Source organism: Candidatus Krumholzibacteriota bacterium (assembly GCA_016932415.1).
In the GTDB taxonomy this organism is placed as follows: domain Bacteria; phylum Krumholzibacteriota; class Krumholzibacteriia; order Krumholzibacteriales; family Krumholzibacteriaceae; genus Krumholzibacterium.
In genome coordinates this window covers 162,116-185,432 of record JAFGCX010000010.1, presented here as the reverse complement: position 1 = coordinate 185,432, position 23,317 = coordinate 162,116, and the positions used below count along the sequence as shown (strand labels likewise).

The 23,317-nt window shown below is 49.8% G+C and carries 19 protein-coding genes; all 19 read right to left on the bottom strand.

Features of this window, described 5'->3' with window-relative positions:
• Nucleotides 1-48: 48 nt before the first annotated feature.
• Entirely contained in the window at nucleotides 49-1,872 is a 1,824-nt protein-coding gene (locus tag JW814_03620; GenBank protein ID MBN2070525.1) for a hypothetical protein, read from the bottom strand.
• 268 nt (nucleotides 1,873-2,140) lie between these two features.
• Nucleotides 2,141-3,004: a hypothetical protein gene (locus JW814_03615; protein MBN2070524.1), complete on the bottom strand. Its 864-nt coding sequence runs from the start codon at nucleotides 3,002-3,004 to the stop codon at nucleotides 2,141-2,143.
• 11 nt (nucleotides 3,005-3,015) lie between these two features.
• Entirely contained in the window at nucleotides 3,016-3,414 is a 399-nt protein-coding gene (locus JW814_03610) for a hypothetical protein (GenBank protein ID MBN2070523.1), read from the bottom strand.
• A gap of 64 nt (nucleotides 3,415-3,478) precedes the next feature.
• Entirely contained in the window at nucleotides 3,479-3,664 is a 186-nt protein-coding gene (locus JW814_03605; GenBank protein ID MBN2070522.1) for a hypothetical protein, read from the bottom strand.
• Between the two features lie 233 nt (nucleotides 3,665-3,897).
• Entirely contained in the window at nucleotides 3,898-6,264 is a 2,367-nt protein-coding gene (locus tag JW814_03600; GenBank protein ID MBN2070521.1) for a T9SS type A sorting domain-containing protein, read from the bottom strand.
• A gap of 149 nt (nucleotides 6,265-6,413) precedes the next feature.
• Nucleotides 6,414-7,196, bottom strand: a complete 783-nt coding sequence (locus JW814_03595; GenBank protein MBN2070520.1) for a hypothetical protein — start codon at nucleotides 7,194-7,196, stop codon at nucleotides 6,414-6,416.
• Entirely contained in the window at nucleotides 7,180-8,415 is a 1,236-nt protein-coding gene (locus JW814_03590) for a hypothetical protein (protein MBN2070519.1), read from the bottom strand. The genes JW814_03595 and JW814_03590 overlap by 17 nt, the downstream gene beginning before the upstream one ends.
• Before the next feature lie 240 nt (nucleotides 8,416-8,655).
• Nucleotides 8,656-8,949 carry an HU family DNA-binding protein gene (locus tag JW814_03585; protein ID MBN2070518.1) on the bottom strand — a complete coding sequence of 98 codons (294 nt, stop codon included), beginning with the start codon at nucleotides 8,947-8,949 and terminating at the stop codon, nucleotides 8,656-8,658.
• Between the two features lie 204 nt (nucleotides 8,950-9,153).
• Complete coding sequence (locus JW814_03580; protein ID MBN2070517.1) at nucleotides 9,154-13,062, bottom strand: hypothetical protein; 3,909 nt, start codon at nucleotides 13,060-13,062, stop codon at nucleotides 9,154-9,156.
• Nucleotides 13,063-13,254: 192 nt separating this feature from the next.
• Nucleotides 13,255-14,199, bottom strand: coding sequence for an ROK family protein (locus JW814_03575; GenBank protein MBN2070516.1), 945 nt, complete (start codon nucleotides 14,197-14,199; stop codon nucleotides 13,255-13,257).
• A gap of 10 nt (nucleotides 14,200-14,209) precedes the next feature.
• A complete protein-coding gene (locus tag JW814_03570) occupies nucleotides 14,210-15,529 on the bottom strand; it encodes a hypothetical protein (protein ID MBN2070515.1) in 1,320 nt (439 codons plus the stop codon).
• A 52-nt stretch (nucleotides 15,530-15,581) separates the two neighbouring features.
• Nucleotides 15,582-16,487, bottom strand: a complete 906-nt coding sequence (locus JW814_03565; protein MBN2070514.1) for an acetyl-CoA carboxylase carboxyltransferase subunit beta — start codon at nucleotides 16,485-16,487, stop codon at nucleotides 15,582-15,584.
• A gap of 148 nt (nucleotides 16,488-16,635) precedes the next feature.
• Nucleotides 16,636-17,487, bottom strand: a complete 852-nt coding sequence (locus tag JW814_03560) for a hypothetical protein (GenBank protein ID MBN2070513.1) — start codon at nucleotides 17,485-17,487, stop codon at nucleotides 16,636-16,638.
• On the bottom strand, nucleotides 17,471-17,929 hold the full coding sequence (gene rimI / locus JW814_03555) for a ribosomal protein S18-alanine N-acetyltransferase (protein ID MBN2070512.1): 459 nt from the start codon (nucleotides 17,927-17,929) through the stop codon (nucleotides 17,471-17,473). Before rimI ends, JW814_03560 begins: the two co-directional genes overlap by 17 nt.
• Nucleotides 17,930-17,986: 57 nt before the next feature.
• Nucleotides 17,987-18,718, bottom strand: a complete 732-nt coding sequence (gene tsaB, locus JW814_03550; protein MBN2070511.1) for a tRNA (adenosine(37)-N6)-threonylcarbamoyltransferase complex dimerization subunit type 1 TsaB — start codon at nucleotides 18,716-18,718, stop codon at nucleotides 17,987-17,989.
• 2 nt (nucleotides 18,719-18,720) lie between these two features.
• Entirely contained in the window at nucleotides 18,721-19,203 is a 483-nt protein-coding gene (tsaE, locus tag JW814_03545; protein ID MBN2070510.1) for a tRNA (adenosine(37)-N6)-threonylcarbamoyltransferase complex ATPase subunit type 1 TsaE, read from the bottom strand.
• A 16-nt stretch (nucleotides 19,204-19,219) separates the two neighbouring features.
• Nucleotides 19,220-20,770 carry a response regulator gene (locus tag JW814_03540; GenBank protein MBN2070509.1) on the bottom strand — a complete coding sequence of 517 codons (1,551 nt, stop codon included), beginning with the start codon at nucleotides 20,768-20,770 and terminating at the stop codon, nucleotides 19,220-19,222.
• A gap of 26 nt (nucleotides 20,771-20,796) precedes the next feature.
• Nucleotides 20,797-22,053 (bottom strand): HAMP domain-containing histidine kinase, encoded by a 1,257-nt coding sequence (locus tag JW814_03535; GenBank protein MBN2070508.1) that lies wholly within the window; start codon nucleotides 22,051-22,053, stop codon nucleotides 20,797-20,799.
• Entirely contained in the window at nucleotides 22,043-23,314 is a 1,272-nt protein-coding gene (gene serS, locus JW814_03530) for a serine--tRNA ligase (protein ID MBN2070507.1), read from the bottom strand. The genes JW814_03535 and serS overlap by 11 nt, the downstream gene beginning before the upstream one ends.
• Nucleotides 23,315-23,317: the final 3 nt, after the last annotated feature.

Below are 23,317 nucleotides of genomic sequence, written 5' to 3'. Positions count from 1 at the left end.
ACAGCTGTCTTCCGCCGCTGCAGATATGGCTATCCTGTGTGAATCAGCTCAACAGAGGGTCGTAAAAACGATATCATCCAACACAGGCGAGGATACTCCAGGCTTCCTTTCGAATTTAATCTCCCAATGCAGGTCGACAGAGTCTTCATCGCCCCTTCCCCTGGAGACTTCGATCATCAGGCTACGGATCTCTCTCATCGTCGAGACTACCTTATCTATCTCCCAACCGGAAAGAAAGAGCGAATAATTGGAATCTTTCTCGCTTCTAGAGATCACTCCGTCCGAGCCCGTCTTCGCCATAAGGCATCTCAGGAGAAGATCCGAATAATACTGCCTCTCCGCGGCAACGCAGGAGAGAGATATGTCGACGAGGCAGAAATGAGCGTTTGAGATATCGGCTCGCTCGATCATCATGTGAAGAGGATGGATCAGGTCTTTTTTACGCTCGAACGGCGGATCGAGGGGGATCGAGAGAGTAATTGTGTTTCCCCTGCTTATCTTGAGTTTTCCATTGAGCGCGGTGACGATCCTTTCCATTACAAGTCCCCTGTGCGCTTCATCGAAGGATAGAAAATCCCGGAAACTTTCCCTTGAATACCTGCTTCGTCCGTTTGTCCTGGGCCTGAGATATATATTCAGTTTTTTTCCGGAATTTCCAAGCAGATCAGTCTCTTCATGGATCGATGAGCTTATCTCGATGAATGGGGGCTCATCCAGCCATACTCCATAAGCAGCCGAGACGGAGGTCACAAAATCGGCAAGCCTTCCCCCTTCGGTAAATATCATCGAATCGGAAATACTTATTTTATACCCCTTGACTTTGTTATTGTCCTGCAGGTTCTCAAGCAATTTATCCATCTCATCCCTTACCGCGTAGACTGTCCTGCAGACATTCATCTCTTCCGATTCTATCATGAATATTTTCTGCAATTCGTCGAGATTCGATATCAGCTTCTCTATATTACGCCACCCTATGCCAAGCAGTTTTTCCTTCCGGTCGTTCTGCGCTGGATCATCGCTGCCGGTAAGGATCTTTACCACGTTCCGTATCGACGTGAGAGGAGTCCTCATCCTGTGCGAGAGGGATGTGATAAAACTCGATCGAAGCTGATCGAGCCTTTTCCATTCAGAAAAATCATGAAGAAGTATTAGATATGTATTGGATCCTTCATCTGCTTCAAGATAGTTGCCCTCCAGTCCGAGCAGCTTGTGCCCGCTGGAATCGGGTAATTTCACATCCATATAGACGATCGCCGATTGCTTCGTTCTGATCCTTTCAAAGAATCCTTCGGGGCATCTCTTTCTTATGAATTCAAAAGCTTCTTTTTTCGACGAAGCGTTCAGGATATCCCTCGCGCTTTTATTCAGGAATATCATCTCCCTGTTCCGGTCAAGAAGGATAGCTCCCTGGCTTATCGGTCCGAGGAATTTTTCCAAAAGATCGACAGCCCCCTGCCGAGGTTTTTTCGCGATCGATAATTTTTCTACTATGATATCGTATTTGATCTCGCGCGCGGGCATGATTATGATGTCGTCTGCTCCCGCCCTTGCGACAGCTTTCGCGGCTTCCCTGTTCTTTTCGGAAACCACCGCAACGATCGCTCCATCGAACCTGACTCTTCTCGCCGCGGCGATCATTTCAACTGCCGATTCATCGACTCCGGCGAATATCGCCTCGGGAGAAGTCGCTGTTATATAGTCAGGCAGGCTATCCGGGTCGCAGAGATGTATTTTTTCAACATAACACCTCTGCAGCTGGTCCACCAGGGCAGACTGGACAAGCTTGTCGCTGACCGATATCAATACGCTTTTCGCTGAGGGGTCTGGGGAAGCGATTGACATCTTTTTTTTGAAAGTACTTTTCTCGGTCATCCTCGAAGACTCCTCAGAGATAATTTCACCTGCATGGAGAAACGCAAAGGATGTGCCCCGAATATCAAGAAGCTGCCGGGCAATTACGATGACTACCTTCCACAATAAGGAACAACCGTAACCGGCCTTTTTCGCATATTGCACAATCGGAATTGATTTTTGAGCGGAGTACCCTGAAAATAAAACAGCATGACAGGCAGATTGTGAGGCCGGCCGATTTTCATTCCGGCCTATGCGATCTGTTTACGGATGCCTGACCAGAAGACAGTCATCGATTTGGAGAGGGACCTGGAGGAACCTGAACCAGAGGAGCTTCTTCATTCCTGTCCTTTTTTCCCGCCGGGAAAGCATATGAAAAGAAAATTGAGACTATAGAATCATAAAGTCTTTCATCCTCATCTCCTGAATCGAGCCCCCCCGTCAAAACGATTCTGACCTTTTGTGAAAATCTCCTGCTGAGACCGAAGAGATAAGTCTCCCTGTACCTGCCATGAATCGATTTTCTGGCAAAAACCGATGTCTGCAGCGAGATCCTGCTATTGAGATCAAATTCGAAAAGAAGGGCAAGCATCGAATAGTCGGTATTGGTCAGAGCGCCTTCGACTTCCTTCTGCCCGACCAGCGTATGAGTGATCGATCCCCTGATCCTGAAAAGAACTGTCTCTTTCCTTACCTCTATACCTCCGCCTGCATCCGGATATATCCCCCCGGTAGAGGATCTGAAAGAAAAAGGTCTCAGAACGTTCGATCCGATCGGTATCCTGAAATCAGCCCTGAGAAAGAGACCGTTTACATTCAGGGTATCGCCGAAGATCCTTACAGATGAACTTCCAAGAAGATCGGCAAAACCGTGGACATATCTGTCGGGGCGTCTTATTACCGGATACAGCATGCTTAACCGAAGCGAGCTTCTATCGTTGATCATTCCACTGATTCTCGCGGCGACTGCCGACGCGTCCTGATATTCCCCCTGCATTTCCACATGGCCCAGACCAAACACCACCGAGCCACTGTCAACCGGGGAAAACCAGGAGGGGTAGTCATTATACAGCCCATCTGCACGCGTCGGAACCGCAGCGAAGAGAAGATGAAGAGAGATCGAGAGGAAAAGAGGGAAAAAGAACCTGCTCAATTGTTATTCCTTTAACTTTCTCCCTCCAGGAGCCGGATTTTTCCCTGATGGCCAAAGTTAACGATGATCGTCTTTCTGTGCCCTGGAAGGACCTCTTTGGCAATGACATTCCCATAGTCGTTCCATGATCTATGATAAAGGATATTTCCTATCTCGTATTCATTCTTGTTGTCGTACTCAAGAGCGTTCTCTTTTTCCTCGGGACTGAAATCCTCGGGAGCTATATCCTCGGCCGGTATTTCTTCGTCATCCTCACCTTCCTCATCGCCCATATACGGAAGCACCCCTTTACAACCCGGGCATTTCAGCCAGGGAACACCGCTGCCAGCTGCTTCCTCAATGACTTCCATATCAAAATAATCATCGCAGACAGAACATTTTTGTTTGATTGTCCTTGTTTTTTCCTTCATCGTTTTCCTGCTCTGTGACACCTTTACCTCACACCATCTTGATCAGGGAAAGTAAAAGATCTTCCTAGTCGGATATAATCCTGCAGCAATCATCTGCCTCTTTTTCATAGTGGAATCTCATTCCACACACAGGGCACCTGTACTTTCCATCAAGCCTGCCATCTGCCTCGGCCTTGGCAAGCAATCTGTGGAATTTTACGTAATTCTTTCCCTTTTTTAAGACATTCCCTTCGTTAGCCTCTCGCTTCATTCAACTCCTCCCATCCCTGGAATAGAAGCGTACACCACCACACCATACTGTAGCTTTTTCTTGTTGCGGCACAACATATGGTAGTTTATACCATTAATGGAAATAGCCGTCAATATGAATCTTTTTCCCCTCTTCCGGCATGCGGCTACATGGGACAATATATCATGGAATGCTTTTTTTTGCAAGCCTGTCGGCCTGATTGATTCCAGACTGTGCACATTTTCCGTACAGCATTATCTCAGAACGACTATCTTCTTCGTCTGATCCTTCCCCGCCACCTTGACCTTCATGAAGTAAACGCCGCTGGAGACCGGCGCGCCCCTGTCATCAAGTCCGTCCCATTCGATATTCTTATACTGCCCCGCTGGAAGGGGGAGAGAAAAGAGGTGCCTTACCCTCTGGCCCTTGACGTTGTAGATCTTTATATCCAGGAAGGTCATGTCGGCGGATGAACCTGAATCGAGATTATCTCTTCCTCCCGATCCCCCGCGCGATGTCAGATCGCTGTCGAAGTCACCGGGGATCTTTATTGTAAAAAATATCTTTCCCGAGCTTCCGACCATAGGGTTCGGTACTATCGGTGATATGATACCTTCCGTAACCGCTATCGGAGTCACCGTCGTCAATATGCCGGTATCATGCTGATATTCGATCGGTTCTGAACCGGCGACATACTGGTACGTCCTGCCCAGAATATGATACCGGTAACAGTTTCCCGGATCAATCTCCTCATCTATATACGAGTACTGATTATATCCGCCTTCCTGGCTGTCGTATCCTTCTCCATCGACAACAATCAACAACCTGTCGGAAATACCGGTGTTGACATCTTCCCGATAGATCTCGAAATCCGAACCAAAGATCTCATCCGCTGTACTCCATCTTATCTCGACATGATCAGGCCGTGGCCTCAGGCTCCTCGTATAGTATTTCAATCCGATATAAGTCACGAAGACACTGTCGATGGCGGTGATGCCCGCCACATTTGCCACTCTGAAATATATCCAGTTATCCCCCGGTTCGAGTCCACTATCAATAAAATGCGTGATAAATTCAGTCGACTGGTCCCATCTTCCATCACTCGGGTGGATCGGGAGAATAATACTGTTATTTATCTGCATCCAGCCTTCCTTGATATACGGGGCATAATTGATCCTCGTAAGGGCGCTCTGGAATGGATTCTGATTCGGGATCGCTTCGTTGGTCGCTTTCATGCTTACCACATGATTTCCGCTGTACGTAGTATCGCTAAGGACATCCGGCCTGGAAATCACTTCCAGAACGGGAGCGATCTCATATAGATCGGGAGCATTATTATCATTGATATCCCTCAACCCGACCTGTCCCATCGTATGATAGCAAATCGGCAGAGGGTTGGAGAGAGTGGCGTTATTCATTATGCACGAAAGTCCCTCTCCGCATCGGCTCAGGTATGAGTTGCCGTTGGCCACCTTGAGATAGCCCGAGGTCGCGGTGCATGGCGTACCCGTTTCCCGTCCAGTCAGAGGATTTATCGTCACATATTCATCGAGAGCCCAGAACACATGACTCATCTCGTGAATGAATACGTGGGCGAAATGGATCCCCGTTCCGAACCGGCAGGCTGGATAGGGGACTACCATATATGGCCCTCCAAGCATTGCATATGCCGTGTACCCCTCATCAGTGAGCCAGCATCCGTTATAACTGGCGTCAGCCATGAATACCGTGAAGACCCAGTCGATCCGGAATCCGTCATCTATCCATTTCTCTCTTGTCGCGTTATTAAGAAGGTGCGCATTTCCTTCCTCGTTGACGCCGAAACCGTCAAAATGCCCCTGGTTGTAAAGATATTCGAGTGACTCGTTTATCCATATATAATCGGTCTCCATGTTGTTCATTATCGGTTCGGAAGCAATGGGAACAGGGTAGGCAATATCGGTATTAATAATATAATTAAGTTCGACCCAATGAGTCTGATTGATATATTGAGAAAGCCCCAGGTCAATATCGGCCCATAGATTATGGATTTCCGTCTCCGTCCAGTCCTCAATACTTCCATTGCTCTCCGGGATCACGACGTTGATGAGTACATTACCCATCATGAATTCGCTGTTCTGGTCAATTCCCCTGTCGAGGATCTCGGCGGGAGAGCCGGTCCTTGGCCCCGGCGCGCCACTGAATTTTTCCCTCATATCGTCGCTTACGCGAAGGACGATCCCCTTGAAAGGTTCCGCATTTTCCGCCGGTGCCGCGAGATCCTGATATTTTTCCCCGTTAAGGAGGCGATCTGCTATCGTCCAGGCTCCATCATCGATGCTTCCCCTGCTGAAATCATCTCCCTCCCATATAATCTCGACCATCAGACCCTCAAGATCAGAACCGGTAGTGGCTGGTGAGAACCTGCCATAGATCAGTCCGGGGGGATGGCATATCATCCCCCTGGCTCCGGCATCCTTAACGATATCAAACACCGTCCTGTATGTAGCTAATTCATCATCCTTGATAATGATTACAGCCGGTTTTAATCCATAGATCTCAAACGAATCAGCAAAAAGGGAGGCAGTTAAAAGAAAAGACAGGAGAATGAAATACAGCAGGCCAGCATAAGTCTTCCGCACTATCAACCTCACTTTCATATATCGGTACAATATATATAAAAAGATAATTACAAAATAAGGATATGGCAAATAAAAACAGGGAAGTTCCGATCATGAGGACCGATGCCCGTTCGAGGCATGAAAATATATCAGTTACGGGCGGGCCGAAGTCACTTCGCGTCCGGGATTGAAAACCCGATCAGCCTCGATTCGGTCACAGTTATCTTGGGTCTTGGAGGTCGTCCCCTGCCATCGGCGCTCCTGACCCTTGTAAAACTCCTTCTTTCGACCCTGCTGCTCACTACTCCCCAGAAAGGGACCCTGCCGGAAACCGCCAGCCTGCTCGTTTCTTCCTCGAATCTCACCGCGTCGACCCCACCGAGCCTTATGTCGTGTTCCTCGCTTCTGGCGAACTCCCTCACTGAACATTCGAAGCGTCCGGCGGGAGTTTCGACCTCTTCATTTCCCAACTCTTTTTCCTCCATCTCCCCTCCATCTTTCAAAAACAGTTTTTCAAGATCGAATTCGTCTATTTCGCTGTCATCAGGCTTTTCAAAAGCTCCGGTTCCCTTTTTGAGCAGGACCGTGCCGATACACTTTCCCGCCTCTTCCGCAGTACGGGCATTTACTATACCGCTGTCGAGATATAGCCTGATCGTCAGATTTTCTTCGGCGACTTCGGGAAAATCGGAAGAGACGATCTCGAGAAGTATCTGACAGCTGTCCGTTCCAAGGACCGACAACTTGACCTTTGAAGTATCATTGACCCCATAAGCTTCAGAAATGATCATATATTCAACCGAAGCGTCAGAGTCAAAAGAGACAGATTCAAGTGATACTCCCGGAATCAGCAGATCGATCCCCGAACCCTTCACGAAAGAAAAAGAACATAGAAGGAAGAGAGCTGATGATACTGCCGTTTTCCACAGAGTCAGTCTATTTATTTTTATCATCGTCTTCTCCAGGCGAAAAATGAGCGCAATGATCGAAACTTTTCATATATTGATCGAAATCGAATCCGGGACTCCTCTCCGGAGTATGACATACCCTGCAGGAAGAGACTGCTTCTTTTTTATATTTCCCATCACGCGAATGCTTTGTCCCGGGTCCGTGACAGGCCTCGCACTGGACGCCCTGCAGGTTTATACCGCCCGCCTGTTCTGTTTCAATATCATACCCGCTGAACAGGCCATACCCGGTGGTATGGCAGGGAAGGCAGGCTTTGTCGGTATCCCTCCCCGACAACGCCAGGTCGTTGAAAGCCCGGAAATGCTTCGTAAGCATGAACCCCGACATTATGTCGGTATGGCATCTTCTGCATATATCTATTCCAAGATAACTCTCTCTTATCTTTCCAGTCACGGTATCCCTGGAGAGGAAATCGCTCAGATTCATCTCCCGAATCCTCGCTCCTTCGCTTTCTCCGAAACTCATCACCTTTTCCGCGACAGGGCGATCAGGGGTCACTTCATCGGTCAACCTTATCAGCGTTGTGTCGGAAAGAGCATAGACACCACCAGCGCCGGGAAAGACCCTGGCCATCCCGACAGCTTTTCCGAACTCGCCGGCAAAAAGGACGGGGATCCCGGATGTCTCGAAACTACCCGGCAACGTTTCGGCACAATCGTCCGAGACATCTGCTCCTGTTTTCGCATGACCTCTGATCACAAGATCGATGCCATCTGTAAGCGACAGGAGTTCTGCCAGCCTTTGCGTCTTCATATGAGCAAGGAGAATGAGATAATCACACCGGTCCCTGAGTTGATCGATGATTACTCCAGCTTCAGATACGGGATCTCTGATCTCCAGAGCAAAATCTCTTTTTGGTCTTTCATCGAGAAGTGAAAATATCCCTATCGTGGCACCGGATGTCTTTTTGATAATATAGGGTGGAAATACCCTGCTGCCGCCTTCATAGAGATTGGCGCATATCACCGGGAGTCCCGCTTCCGAATCCTCTTTTATAGCCCTCAGCCCGTAGCTCAGCTCTTTTTCGCCCAACCCCACGGCCGTGTAGTCAAGATCTATCATCAACCCGGCGAGGAAACGACTTCTGTACATCTCGGCTATCCCCGATCTGGCATAGAAATCACCCGCGGAAAGGAGTATCAGATCGGTATCAAGTCTTCTCTGTTCATTGATCACAGTAGCCCGCCGGGCCACTCCACCCATTTTATTATCGCCTCACCCGGCCGGGACAAGTTTACCCTGATCGTCGCTCGTAAAGAGGATAGTAAAAGGTTCCTTGCCTGAACAACCGGAAAAAAGACCAAGTATGAAAACAGATATGATCAATCTCTTGAAGATCTTCATGTGACCAGCCCTTTGCCAGATGGAAAAGTCTCTCGCAGTGAATATAGAAAAAGGGACAGAGCGAATCCAGTCACTTTGTCCCTTCTATAAAAATACCGCTTACTTGTTTACGCGGCCCTTCAAAGATTTTCCAGCTATGAAAGCAGGGAACTTTGAAGCAGCAATTGTGATCTCTGCACCCGTCTGAGGGTTGCGTCCTTTACGTTTTTTACGCTTACGCTGAACGAATGTACCGAATCCGGTAACCTGAACCCTTCTACCAGCTGCGATCTCCGAAGCGATAATACCTTCTTTCGGCGCGGTGCTGAAAATTGCGTCTACTGCAGCGCGGGAATCCTTGATCGTCAGTCCGGTTTTCTTCGCGACCTTATCGATCATCTCCGTTTTATTCATTCGTCACACCTCCTTTCATGAATGATTTTTCTGACAGGACTTTAACGGCGATCCAAAAACCTGTCAACACTTTTATGCGGGTTTTTCCCCGTCCTTACAACTTTTTCTGTACTTTCGGAATGTCGAGATCATAATCTGACCTGTCGGTTTTCGGGAAAAATAACGATGGTAGATTTAGAAAAGTCCGAAGATTTTCTTCCCCTGTCAGAACGCGCTCATCCCCCTGAGCCCTCTCTTGCCACTTTCATAGAAGATGTCGGGAAGTTCTTTTATCCTGATCTGAAAATAATATCCCCAGTCATAACCAAATCTTCTGTGAACGAAATTTGCTTCCCAACAATGAAGATCCCTGTTGATACTGTACATCTGACTGGTGAATCTCCTTGCTTCAGGATCGTAATAGGCCGTATATTTGATCGTCCATCCCTTTGTCAAATTTAGAGTTCCATTAAGGTTAACCTTGCTGCTCATCGTACGGGTCAGGAATTTTCCATAGTTCGTCGAATAACTGTATCCGAGACTGACATTCCACGAAGGATAGTTGCCCGAGCCATTGAGATTGTCGCGCCCCGGATCTTCACCGTCGTGATCGCGCATCTCTGGAAACTCGTCAGCCAGATCATCCGAACCGGTGTCCCCGGCCGACCCCTCTTTATCAGATCCGATCGCGGCGGCGATCCTTTCTTTTTCTTCTCTTTTCCAGCCCGACCCATACGAGAAATTTCCGCTAAAACTCTGGTTCATGCTTACTGAAATATTTGTCGATAAAATATCCCATTCATAGGGATCGATCGTATGATCGAGCCTTACCGATGCCAGCCTGCCGATCGCTGTCCTGATATTGCTGTTGATCGTCGAGAACTTTTTCCCATCCTGAAGCTTTGGATTATAGGTCCCCCTCATCTCCCAGCTGAGCGCGTTGTTCTTCTTCACTTCTTCCTCGCCCCTGAGATATTTGAAATCGAGGATATTCCTCACCGTGTACGAGACAGACTGGCTTTCGACCTGTTTATCTGTAAGGCTTGGAGTGAAGGAATAACTGACAGTAGGATTGAAGGTGTGCCTGATTCCGCGCAATCTTCCTATCTTTGGATAGAACGTGCCGTAAATACTCGTTCCAATCCTGCTTGAAAATGACATCGAGACCTCGTTATTGTACGAAGTATCCGTAACCGGTCCAGTCCTGTTGCTGCCGGCATCGTAATCGCCCACCAGAATACCTATGAGTGGATATATCGGATTGACACCCGCGTCGGCCACCTCGAGGGAAGAAGATGTCCCATAACCTTCCGATCTGAAGGTGAAGTATCCGGTCCCACCCCCGGTGTCGGTGAATCCGACTTCGATTGCCGCGCCGTCGGAGAAAAGCACAGCCTCGATATCGGACGCGAGGACCTGCAGGTCTCCGGCAGTATTGCAAATCCGGGGCGTGACACTGAGCAACGACCCCTCGATACCGTCGACCAGGAAACGGAACTGGTTCGAAAGGGCATCTATATTTACGGGGACCGAGATGGTATCGCCCGAAATGAGAGCACGTGTCGCGTCCACGACGAGGTCCTCATTGATATTATCATAAAGGACATCGAGATAATTCCACCTGACGCTTACGCTCGGTGAAAAATTGATAAAACTCAATTTGTGCTGCTGACTCAACGACATCCCTGAAGACGCCGATATCTTTCCCCTTTTCCTGGCAAGACTTTCATCCGTCTTGATATCTCCCTTTATATTTGGCGCGAAACTTATGCTGCGCAGGATCTTTTCCCAGCTTCCACGCTGTGATTCCGGATGGTTATCCCCCTGCCAGAGCGAGGTCCTCGGCAGATTGAGACTGAAAGACGGCACTGTCATGGAAACCCTGTTCTCGTAGGGATTGTCATCGCTGACATTGAGTTTCTGGTCCCGTCTTGCCGATAGACTGAGGCTTGTACCGCCCCAGCTCTTTCTGAAACTTGCCGTGGAATAGATCCTGCGATCGATGACCCGCTGAACGTCATCGGCGCTGAAAACGGATGACTGTGCCTTGTCGCTGCTGACAAAACTCAGGTCCGCGTTGAGGGAGGCAGTCCTGCCGAATTTCTGACTGTGTTTTCCCTTTATCGTCCACTCGTTCGAATTGCTGACGAAATTCCTGAAATAGTTGAAATTGACATTCCCATCAAGCAGGTATCTGATCTTGTAACGATTATCCAGGCGGAACCTGAAGTTACTGTTTTCGTTGAAATCGGTAGTCAGGATAAAATCGGTGTAGTCGTTCGTAGCCCAGTAATAACCAAGACCCCTTATGAATCGCCCGTCTCTGCTGTTTATTCCGATATCGAAATTGGGCCTCAAGATCCCCGAGTGCCTGTCGCGATTCAGGGAATTTGCCATGAACGGAAGATAAAAGACAGGGATCTCCCCTATATACAGCCTGATCGGTCCCGAAACGATCTTATCGCCGATATATATTTTCATCTTGTTCGCCCTCATCGAATAGTGGGGCATCTTGAGGTCACATGTCGTATATATTGAATGGTAGACCTTGAGGACCTTGTCGCGGTCCTTGAATATATGATCTCCCCTGAAATATCCCGAATCGTAATGAGTGGAACCTCCCTTTACCAGACCACCCGCCGAATCGAGATCATACCCCATGTTCAGACCGAACATCTCCTGTTCGTTCTCGACGAGTACGGGACCATCCTCAGCCTCGAGGATATTAAGCCTTGAGTTGAAGACTATATGTCCCGCCCTCAACGACCTGTTCTGATAATCGAGTACCGCGTCGGCGTCGAGGACGATATCTTCTACCTCAGCGAAATATTCTATTTTTTTCGCTTTGTAAACGACCCTTTCGGCGTTTTTCCCGAAATGATGGAATTGAATTGTCGTGTCTATCGCCGCGGCAAGACTGTCGATCGTCTGCCTGGGTCCAAGATTCAGGTAATTATACAACCCCTCTGCATGTCCGGAGATCCTGACATAACTGAGGTCTTCCTCCCTGAATCTGAAATACATACTGTCGCCCTTGCTGTAATTGTTCGAGACCTTCGATTCATCCCCTTCATACGGGTAGTACATAGCCCTCGCGTTTCCGAATATCTTGACTGAATCGACAGCGTCTTCTGACATGTATATGATCAAAGAATCTCCTTCGAGCCAGGAATCTTCGCGCCAGGGCGATCCCTGCGCCGGCGCGTCAGTCAATCTCCCCGAATGGGGAAGGATTATCCTTTCGACCCCCCGATCGTTGTAATGAAGGATGACTTTCTCTCCTGACATTCCAGACGAACCGCTTGTGGCGACCGGATCTCCGAAAAGTTCAACAAACTGGAGATCGTTGAATATCGCGGCCGAATCGCAATTCGCCCTCGTATCCCCCTTGACCATCTGGACGTCACCTGTCGCGCTACCTATCGATTGATCCATGTCGAAATGCATGATCTTGCCGACGATCCTACCCTTTTCATCCGATCTGTCATCGAAAACCAGGACGGGGTTACTATCGATGACCGCTTCCCTTGACTCCCGGAAAAATCTGCCATGATTCCCGGATATCGAATATTCCTCGATCTGGTCGATGATCACAACGTGCCCGGTTGCATCGGCGATCTCGACACCGCGGTCATAGAATATGCTGTCGGCGTACATGACTCTCGTCTCGTCGGACAACCTTACACGGCCTATGAGGATCACCCATCCGTTTTTTCTATCGTACGAGGCCCTGTCGCAGACTATATCCATTCCTTCATCCGTGATATGTACGTTATCTATGAGTATGAGCAGATTATCGAATCCAAAATATTCACCGAGGTCCCCGTACATATCCATCGTCCCATCCTGGCCATGTATATTACCTCTGAGGTTTGTATATTTTCTTTCCCTGTAATGTTCTCCGTTTTCACCTGTTATCCAGGCTGACTGATGATCGATACGGACATCGCCCCTGAGATAGGTCACTTCCGCTCCATCGACTTCCCTCAGCTGCATGCTGTTGGCTACTACTTTGTAGAGAGTCGAGTCGGAAAGCGCCTGATCATTCCTTCGATCTGCCGCGCCGCGCGGGCTGGATGAAAAGGAGATCAAAAAAGCGGCTACCAGGAACAGGGATTTGAATGTAAGCGGCATAGCTCTTCCCGCTGGCCCTCCGTAGCGACAGATCCACGTTCCGCCTGGACAAAAATATTCACCGGCGCCCCGGTTTACCGTATCGCAGCGCTGATCTGATGGAACGGATAAGCCGAATTTTGGATCTGGATCTTTTCTGCCGGCGGCAAGGGACACGCACTACTCCCGGATGATAGTAAAAAGGCCCGTCAGTCAGGCTTGTTCATTAATACGTTCTTCCTGCGCCAGCAACGCGGCGCCAATAAAAGAGGCTTTATTGCCAAGTTCAGCGGCAACGACCCTGACTGAAGAAAGGATATCACCGATCAGGCACTCCCTCATCGATATCCTTGCCGCACCGAGTATCATCTCTCCAGCGCCGGAGACTCCCCCTCCGATGGCTATTATTTCAGGATTCAGTATATGCGCTACATTGGCAAGGCCTATCCCGAGAAATCTTCCCGTCTCTTCAAGCGCGGCCAGGGCACTCTTTTCACCGGCAGCGGCAGCGGCGGAAATATCCCTGACGGTGATTTTCCCCGAATCGCTATCCGCACCGCCGGCATCACCATTTATACGTTGGTAGCGTGCGACGATAGCGCCCGCGCCGACAAGAGCCTCGAGGCAACCCCGGTTGCCGCAGGAACACTCCGGTCCACCCGCCATAATCACCTGATGCCCGATCTCGCCGGCAAATCCCCTGGCTCCCCTGTAGAGATGGCCGCCGAGGACGATTCCACCTCCTACTCCGGTCCCGAGAGTGATGCAAACGAAATGAAGAGAACCGGCGCCGGCGCCGGCCCGGTATTCACCCCAGGCCGCGCAGTTGACGTCATTGTTTACCGTGACGGAAAGTCCAAGCCTTTCCGAGAATATCCTTGCCAGATCGGTACCTTCCCACTTTCGCAGATTTGGAGAATTATGAAGGTACCCTCCCTCTTCGACCAGTCCCGCGCAGGCTATTCCCGCGGCCTTGATCCCGGGGTTATCCTCCAGCCGCGACCTGTACCACCTGTTCACGCGGTCAGCGGCGTCAACGGGACCCCGATGGGGTTCGGTGTCGATCATAATATCTTCAACTACATTACCGTCCGGCGTGACTATACCCAGCTTTATATTAGTACCGCCGATATCTATTCCGATTATCCTCTCGGCCATCGTATATCCTTTACAGAATGAACCTGCCCACCGGACCAACAGCTTCCTCAACGCAGAGATGGGATCCGCAAATAAGAAGAGTATCATCGTGGCTGAGTATTTTCCCAGCTCTGCGAACAGCATCAGTCATGCCGCGGGCCAGCGTGACCTCTGCCCGGTCCTTACCGGTCTTTTTTTCGGAGGAACCTCCTTCCCGCCCCGCGACGCACCTCCCTTTCATGGAGGATGTGGAATCATTTATTTCGACCGCGCCGGTAAACCTCCGAAGAAGATCTTCCCCCGTGGCCGATCCTGTCCCCTTTAAAGGGACGAGTATTATCTCACGCGCCGAAACAAGGGCCCTGATCGGGAAATCTCCCAGCTGCTTTCTCGCCATGACTCCGAAGATAAGAACATTTTTTTCGGGAGGCGATATCCTGGCCAGCGTTTCCAAAGTCGAATCAAGCGCCTCTTCATTATGCGATACATCGAGGACGACACGTGGATTGCCTGAAAGGACCTGAAAACGCGCGGAGAAAAAGGCCTCGCCTGTTCCGGAGATGATCGCCTTTTTCCCGATCCCCTTCATCTTTCCGCTCAGCACCTCAGCAGTCCTGATCGCTGTCACGACATTTTCCATCTGGACTCTTCCCGTCATCCGGGATCTGATTATACCATAATCGCGTACGGGAGTAACAAGGTTGAAGTCCACCGAATCAGCCCTTATCCGCGTCATTCTCCTGGATATGCCTTTTCCCGCGTCAATAAATTCTATTCCCCTGCTGAGGCAGAACTTCCCTGCCATTCTTATGAGACTCTTATCTCCCAGATTGGCGACGAGGGGAGAACCCTGACGCGTTATTCCCAGTTTTTCTTCCAGTATCGCCGAATTCGTTCTTCCCAGATGTTCCTCGTGATCGCGAGATATCCCAGTAATCACCGTCACTAAGGCATTTACCAGGCGTGTCGCGTCAAGCCTTCCGCCGAGCCCGACTTCAAAAACGGCAATATCCACTTTCTCCCTGAGAAAATACAGGATCGCCGCGGCGGTGATCCCTTCAAAAAAAGTAAAAGGGTAGCGTTGATACCTTTCCCTGAGCGACCCGACAATATCGTCAAGAGCGCGGCTTGCTATCTCCTCTCCATTGATCCTGATCCTTTCATTGACCCTGAAAAGATGGGGAGAGTAAAAAGTCCCTGTCCTGTAACCCGCGCGGCGCAGGATCGAAGTAACGTATGTCGTGACCGACCCTTTTCCATTCGTTCCCGCGATCAGGATCGAAGGAAACTTTTCCTGCGGATTTCCGAAAGAGTCGAGAAGAGCTGTAATATTCTCCAGCCCCAGTTTCATACTCGACGGCCTCAAAGAAAACAGAAAATCTATATTGGGAAAGGGTCCGGCCCTACCAGATGAGTGAGATGGTTTTACCGTCATTCTCCAGATTCTTATCCTCCGCAATGGCGGAAACACCGCTCATGATACTATCGAGTAAAAATCCAAGTTTACCTTTGAGTTCATCGCGGCTGGCGATCATGTCAATCATCCCGTGCTCAAGCAGAAACTCCGAACGCTGAAAACCCTCCGGAAGCTCCTCTCCTACTGTCTCGCGAATCACTCTCGGTCCGGCAAAACCGATCAATGCTCTTGGTTCAGCAATGATTATGTCGCCTTGAAAAGCGAATGAGGCCGCGACGCCTCCGGTAGTCGGATTGGTAAGGATCGTGATATAGGGAAGCTCAGCTCTCGAAAGCATCGCAAACGCAGCTGAACTCTTTGCCATCTGCATAAGAGAAAGGATCGATTCCTGCATCCTCGCTCCCCCCGAGGCAGTGACCATTATGAAGGGAAGCCTTTCCTCGATGGCCTTTTTTACAGCCCGTACTATCTTTTCTCCCACCGCCGAACCCATGCTGCCACCCATGAAATTGAAATCCATTATCGCAAGGACTGCTCTATGCCCGTTAACTACCGCTGTCCCGCTCAGGATGGCGGAATTCCTTCCGGTCTTTTTCCTCGATTCTTTGATCCTGTCCCTGTATTTCTTGCTGTCCCGGAAATCGAGAGGATCGCATGAAGTGACACCGCTGTCAAACTCACTGAAAGAACTGTTGTCGGCAAGGATACCAATATAGTCTGAAGCGTTTATCCTGAAATGAAATCTGCACTTGGGACAGATCGAATGGTGCCGTCCCACTTCCTTGCGATAGAGGATTTCACCGCATGAGGGGCACTTTTCCCATAATCCGTCGGGAACATCTTTTTTCCCCCAGGTCTTTATCCCTTTCCTTGCCCTTGTAAGCCAATTCATATCTGTCTTCTTTCCGCAGTCAGAACCTGGGAGTTCGTCCATCACAAGGCTGATCGATCATCCAGGGCCCGGCTCCTTGAAAAAACCGCTACCTGATCAATGTAACACCACCCGGAAAATGCAAAAAGGGATTTTTTCAGCAAATCCCCTATAATTGACCAGGGCGCCGAGGCAATTCCCTTATGATCCGAAGCAGGGTCGCCGCTCCTTTTTGCCCCATTTCCACGACACCAGCGTGATCGACCGCTTCTCCGGCAAGATTCGGAGCGGGATTTGTTATCCAGCTAAGGCAGGCAGCTTTGAGTCCTGCCGCAAGGGCCGCAACGAGTTCAGGGATCGGTGACATCGTCGCCGCGTCGGCTCCCAGAAGCCTCGCCATCGCAGCTTCAGCGGAAGTCTCATAACACGGTCCCGTAGTCCAGTACAGAGTACCGTCAAAAAGAGGCACACGAGCGTCGCGAGCGGCATCGGCGAGCGCTTCTCTGAAATCGGCCGCTATCAACCGCCGATGGCGCCCTTCAGCGAGTCCTTTTTCCTGAAATGGGAAGAGGCCATTGTTCCTGTATGGAAGGGAGACAATATCTCCGGCCAGCATCCATGAACCGCTTTCCAACTCCGGCCTGAGGCTGCCTGCGGCCTGGGTAAGAAGCAGATTCTCACAACCGAGACGTGATGCGAGCCTGACGGCAAATGAAGAGGGATGATCCTCCCTGTTTTCCATGCTTCTTTCAGCCGACCGGCCGGATATATCATTATTCCCTTCGTAAAGATGCACCCTGCCGGCAAAAAAAAGGGTGTACGACCCTCTTTCCCTGACCAGGAGCAGCTTGCCCGGATGGCCCTCTACAGATGGGCTGCTGCAGCCTTCTATCATTTCAAAGGAAAGTGATTCAACAGGATCTATCGACTGAAGCAGCGCAGACAATCCCGACCCGAGTATGACAGCCGTATCTGCCATTCCGTAAAAAGGAGCAAGCAACCCTTCAAGTCGTGATCTCAATATCCCTCTCCAGGACCAGAGCATCCTCACCCGTCTCGCTGTAATATCCTTTCCGGATACCTACCTGCCTGAAACCGAGTTTTTGATAGAATCTCTGTGCCCTTGAGTTGCTTTTCCGCACCTCAAGTATCACCCTTGTACAACCTGCTTTCAGACTGCGTCTCATCGCTTCATTGAGAAGCGCCTCCGCTATGCCCCGCCCTCTGAGCAATGGGTTCACCCCTATGCTCAGTATATGCAGTTCCTCATAACCAAACCATCCTACGACATACCCACAGATCTCATCTTCTTCAGTATAGACGAGATTCGCCGATATATCTACAAGCCTGATCTGGCACAGGAACATATTCTCCGTCCATGGAGTAGGAAAACACTCCTTCTCGAGTCTCATCAACATCGGGATATCTGCCTCGAGCATCACTCTTATCAGACCTTCACTCAACTCTTTTTCCTCCTGGCTCTTTCCCAGATGAACTTATCCCTTCAGGAACAGATCTGTTCACTCTTTTCCTCCTCCATCATTCAACTTCACCCGTGAGGGAAGCTTCGCGTCGGGAGGCCTTATATACATCGGTTCAAGCCGCGGGATTCCGCTGAAATGAATGGGTTCTCTCGCCCTGACCAGGGAGATCATCCTGGCCGCCGAGGGAACAGACCATTCGCTGCCGGCCAGACGGCTTCCCGCCGGTATGACGCGAGACAGCAACTCTGAATATTTCTCCGCGCCCGTCCCGCATAAAAGAACCGGTCCACCCTTACAGGTTTCCTTAATCATCCCGACGACAGCTTCCGGTGAAACAGCCCGCGGCGAGGCGAGTTCAACGGGGAACCCTGATCCGGTGTCATAGGCCGCCGCATATACTTCAGAGCGCCTGGCATCTATCAGGGGAAAGACCGGCAACCTTGAGTAAGGAAAAGCGGCTGCCAGCAATTCCATGCTGTTTACGGTGCAGACCGGCTTCTGACGTATCGACGCGAACGCTTTGACAGTCGCCAGTCCTATTCTAAGTCCGGTAAAACTGCCGGGACCGATGACCAGCCCGAAAAGATCAATATCGCTTATCCGTGACTGCGCCTGCCTCAGACAGGTGTCCACCGCGGGCATCAATGTAGCCGAATGCGTATCGCTCGCGTCAAAGATTATCTCGCAAAGAAGATCGCCATTCGCGGAGAGAGCGACGCTGCCTTTCAGATGTGATGTGTCAAGAGCAAGGATCAGGCCGCTCGTCATCGTTATTCCTCCAGCATCATATCCACAAGGACGGACGGTCCCTCTATAGTCACTTTTCTGGTTTTTTCCCCGGTCACCGCAATATTGATAGAAATATCAAAATCAAGAGCGCCTTCGGGCAGCCTGTCGCCCCATTCCACGACGACGAGATTCTTCCCGTCTACCGCGTCGAAAAGTCCCGTTCCCTCTACTTCGGAAAGGTCCTCAAGCCTGTAAAGATCAAAATGGAAGAGCGGAAGCTCCCCCCTGTATTCCTCGACGAGGATGAAAGTGGGGCTCAGGACTTCATCCTCGATCAGAAGCCCCCTGGCGACCCCCTTGACGAAAAAGGTCTTCCCAGCTCCCAACCCTCCCTCCAGGGAGACAGCCATCCCGGCCGGCACTATCGTGCCGAACCTTTCACCAAGTTCAAGCATCTCATCCGGAGAACCGATATGAATAATCCGTTTTTTCCTGCTTCCGCCAGGATATTCGATCCGTTCCATACCTCTGTTCGCCTTTTTACCTTGGAGTCAAAGTAATCAGGGGGATGATCATCTCCTCCAGCGATATACCTCCATGCTGGAAAGTCCCCTGATACTGACGCTCATATTCGTGGAATCTTGTCGGATAGACGAAATAATAGTTTTCCTTGGCAATAATATAATTTTTCGATGGCGATTCCGCGGGCAGCCTGTATTCTGCCGGGTTCCTCATCGAGAACGTCTGTTTCTCGTCTCCATTAATATTCTCACCGAATTTGTACCTGAGGTTGCTCGACGTATCCCTGTTCCCGTGGACAAGCGTGGCCTTCTGCCCGAGAATTGATCCATGGTCCGTCGTTATGATCACCGTCGCGTCATGAGACGAGATCTTCTGAAGTATCTCGAACAGAGCCGAGTGAGTAAACCAGGACCGCATCAGGGAACGGAAGGCAGCTTCATTCGGAGCTATCTCCTGGAGGATCTCGCTCTGGCTCCTTCCGTGCGCCAGGATATCAAGAAAATTGAATACCATGGCGACAAGGTCTATAGCGCGGTAGCTGTTGACCTGTTTGCGTATCTCATTCGCCTCATCGCTGTCGTAGATCTTTATATATTTAGAGGATAGCCTCTCCAGCCTGGCTTTTTTAAGCTGTTCGTTCATCAATTCCTGCTCATAACGGTTCTTGCTGAATTCGTCTTTCGATCTTTCCAGCCAGTATTCGGGATACCTGGAAGCAATTTCTCCGGGATACAGCCCTGAAAAAACAGCGTTTCTCGCGTACGGCGTCGCCGTTGGAAGGATTGAACAGTATGTGTCCCTTTGAATATTGTAAAAAGGCGCGAGCATGTCCTCGATAGTCAACCACTGGTCGTACCTCATGCAGTCGATCACGATAAAATACAATTTTTTTCCGGCGTTAAGATGTGGGAAAACGGCTTTTTTGAAGACATCCACGCTCATGAGCGGTTCTTTTTCCGATTCGATCCACTTCCCATAGTTATTCTCAACGAAATTCCCGAATTCGAAATTACATCTCTTCCTGAGTTCTTCATGTATCTGTTCCATTCCTGTCGAACTGAACCTGTCGAATTCGAGATCCCACCCGGAAAGTTCGAGATGGATATTGACCCATTCTTTCCAGTCCGGACCGGCACTGACCGCTTCATCAATTCTGCGGAAGACTTCAAGATAATCCTTGCTGATCGTACCTTCCTGGATTTTATGGGATTCAAGCTGTCTTTTGATCGCGGAATAGATCTGAAGAGGATTGATCGGCTTCAGTATATAATCATCGATCTTCATGCCGATCGCCTGCTCCATCAGCCCCTCTTCTTCGTTTTTCGTTATCATGATGACCGGAATGTTGGACGCTATCTCCTTTATCTCCTGCAGTGTCTCCAGCCCCGATTTTCCGGGCATCGTCTCATCGAGAAGGACCAGGTCAAAAATCTCTTTTCCAAGCATCCTGAGAGCTTCAGCTCCGCTGGAGACGCCGGTCAGATCATACCCCTTTTCCTCGAGAAATATCTGGTGAGAACGAAGCATGTCTATCTCGTCATCGACCCAAAGTATCTTTTTACCCTTCACAAGAAATCCCCTTTTACAATCCAATATCAACTTACAGGGAACGTGATCATAAAAACCGTCCCTTTCCCGGGATGAGTATATATGACATTGATCGTTCCATCGTGGATATCCTCCACGATTCTTTTTACAAGCGCCAACCCCAGGCCCCAGCCTCTTTTCTTGGTTGTGATGCCCGGCGAAAAGATCCTTTTTTTCAGGCTTGAGCTCATTCCGCGCCCGTTGTCGCTGAATGTCACTTCGACCCTGTTTTCATCCTTGTTCATCCTGGCAGCTATATTGATCTTTCCTTCCTGACCGACCATCGCATCGAGGGAATTCTTGATAAGGTTCTCGAATACCCATCCCACAAGATCATGGCTGCATCTTATCAGCGGTAATTCATCCATCTCGACGCTGATAGTCGAATCGATCTTTAAAGCCGGCCTTCGGCGTTCGAAATATTCAACTGTCTCTTCAATTATCGGAGCCAGTTTCTGGTATTCAAGATCAGGCATGGAACCGATCTTGCCGAACCTGGATGATATCTTGCTGAGCCTGTCCACGTCAGCAGTCGCTTCCTGAGCGGCGCTGCTTATCCTTCCATCGCAACCTGATTTCTCCGCCTGGTCCTTGATGATCTCCAGCCATCCCATCACTGACGAGAGAGGCGTCCCAAGCTGGTGCGCCGTCTCTTTCGCCATCCCGACCCATATCGATCGCTGCTCTCCCGTCTTTACAGTCCTGAATCCGAAGAATCCGAGAAGAATAAATATAAGGATCACCACGAACTGGATATATGGGGCATATTGAAGCTCCCTTGTGAGCTTCGAAGGTCCATGGTGGACCACGAGCCGGAATTCTTTCCCCTCGACTATTATCGGATCGTTGATCCTGTCGAATTCCATCGCCTTGTTATACACATCGAGTAGAATTTCATCATTCGGCTGGAGAGGATTGAAATCGACGCAGCGCTGCCATTCGATATCCCCGATGTCATCCATACCTATGTCGTTCCAGATGAAAGGACGTCCCATTGTATCGGTCAATATATATGGCAGTGAGATCGATGACCTTATCTCGCGGAAGAAATTCCTGTTAGCTTCGTTTTCCGCCTGAAGAAGCGATATTCCGATGAACCTGGAAAACAGACTTGCCGTACTTTCCGCCTGGGCCGTCATCCTCTTCATCAGACTGTTGTTATAAAGAAGGGCCGCCGAGACCAGAAGGACTGTTCCAGCGATGAAGTAGACTTTAAGAAGAAAAGGAAGATTCCTCGAAGTCCTGATATTCAATTCATGCTTCAAGATACTCCATGCCCCCCATGTAAGGAACAAGGGCTTTCGGAATCCGGACCTTGCCGGTAGGCGTCTGGTTCAGTTCGAGGATCGTCGCTATTATACGGGGCAATGCCATACCGGAACCATTAAGCGTATGCACGAATTCGACCTTTCCCCCTTTCTCCTCCCTGGTCCTTATCCTTGCCCGTCTTGCCTGAAAATCCTCAAAATTGCTGCATGAAGAGACTTCAAGCCATTTTTCAATACCGGGTGCGAAGGTCTCTATATCATAACATTTGGCGGCCGCGAAACTGAGATCGGCCGTACATAGTTCGATCACCCTGTAGGAAATCTCAAGAAGTTCAAGTATCTCGCAGGCATCGGTCAGAAGAGATTCCAGCTCTTCATAAGAATCCTCTGGCCTGACGAATTTTACCATCTCGACCTTGTCGAACTGGTGCACTCTGATAAGACCCCGCGTATCCTGACCGTAGCTCCCCGCCTCTCTTCTGAAACAGGGACTGTACGCGGTACATTTCTTGGGAAGGATCGGCCTCTCAAGGACCGAGTCTCTGTAGATATTAGTTATCGGGACCTCAGCCGTTGGAATCAGGAAAAGATCGTCCTTCTCACAGTGATACATATCATCTTCCATCTTGGGAAGCTGGCCCGTACCAGTCATCGAATCCCTGTTAGCCATGTAAGGGATGATCAACTCTTCGTATCCCTGCTTCTGATGAATATCGAGGAAAAAATTGACAAGTGCCCTCGACAGGCGGGCTCCGCCACCGCGAAGGACCACAAATCCACGACCTGTCAAAGTCACACCCGCCGGCATATCCAGGATCGAAAGCTTCTCTCCGATCTCCCAGTGAGGCAAAGGTCTCTGCGGATAAGCCGGAATATCCCCCCAGGTTTTGATGACGGGATTATCCTTTTCGCTCGTTCCATGGGGGACTGATTCATGCGGAAGATTGGGAATCGCCAGTGAAAGAGAATCGAGCCTGTCGGAAATGGTTTTCAGTTCGGAATCCGCTTCCCTGATCCTTCCCGCCGTCTCCTTCATCCGGACCATGATCTCTGTGGCGTCCTTCTTTTCCTTTTTAAGCCTGGATATTTCCAGGGAAACGGTATTTCTTTCGTGTTTCAGCAGTTCCGTTTCCTGGATTATTTCGCGCATCTTCCTGTCGAGATCGAGATAATCTTCAAGATCGAACTCGACCCCCTTTGCTTTCAATCCCTTTTTTACCGTTTCAGGTTCTTTCCTGATAAATTTTCGGTCGAGCATTTT

Coding starts and splice junctions, on each gene's coding strand:
- JW814_03620 (MBN2070525.1), bottom strand. CDS start 1,872: ATGACCGAGAAAAGTACTTTCAAAAAAAAGATGTCAATCGCTTCCCCA.
- JW814_03610 (MBN2070523.1), bottom strand. CDS start 3,414: ATGAAGGAAAAAACAAGGACAATCAAACAAAAATGTTCTGTCTGCGAT.
- JW814_03605 (MBN2070522.1), bottom strand. CDS start 3,664: ATGAAGCGAGAGGCTAACGAAGGGAATGTCTTAAAAAAGGGAAAGAAT.
- JW814_03595 (MBN2070520.1), bottom strand. CDS start 7,196: ATGATAAAAATAAATAGACTGACTCTGTGGAAAACGGCAGTATCATCA.
- JW814_03590 (MBN2070519.1), bottom strand. CDS start 8,415: ATGGGTGGAGTGGCCCGGCGGGCTACTGTGATCAATGAACAGAGAAGA.
- JW814_03585 (MBN2070518.1), bottom strand. CDS start 8,949: ATGAATAAAACGGAGATGATCGATAAGGTCGCGAAGAAAACCGGACTG.
- JW814_03580 (MBN2070517.1), bottom strand. CDS start 13,062: ATGCCGCTTACATTCAAATCCCTGTTCCTGGTAGCCGCTTTTTTGATC.
- JW814_03575 (MBN2070516.1), bottom strand. CDS start 14,199: ATGGCCGAGAGGATAATCGGAATAGATATCGGCGGTACTAATATAAAG.
- JW814_03570 (MBN2070515.1), bottom strand. CDS start 15,529: ATGAAACTGGGGCTGGAGAATATTACAGCTCTTCTCGACTCTTTCGGA.
- JW814_03565 (MBN2070514.1), bottom strand. CDS start 16,487: ATGAATTGGCTTACAAGGGCAAGGAAAGGGATAAAGACCTGGGGGAAA.
- tsaB (MBN2070511.1), bottom strand. CDS start 18,718: ATGACGAGCGGCCTGATCCTTGCTCTTGACACATCACATCTGAAAGGC.
- tsaE (MBN2070510.1), bottom strand. CDS start 19,203: ATGGAACGGATCGAATATCCTGGCGGAAGCAGGAAAAAACGGATTATT.
- serS (MBN2070507.1), bottom strand. CDS start 23,314: ATGCTCGACCGAAAATTTATCAGGAAAGAACCTGAAACGGTAAAAAAG.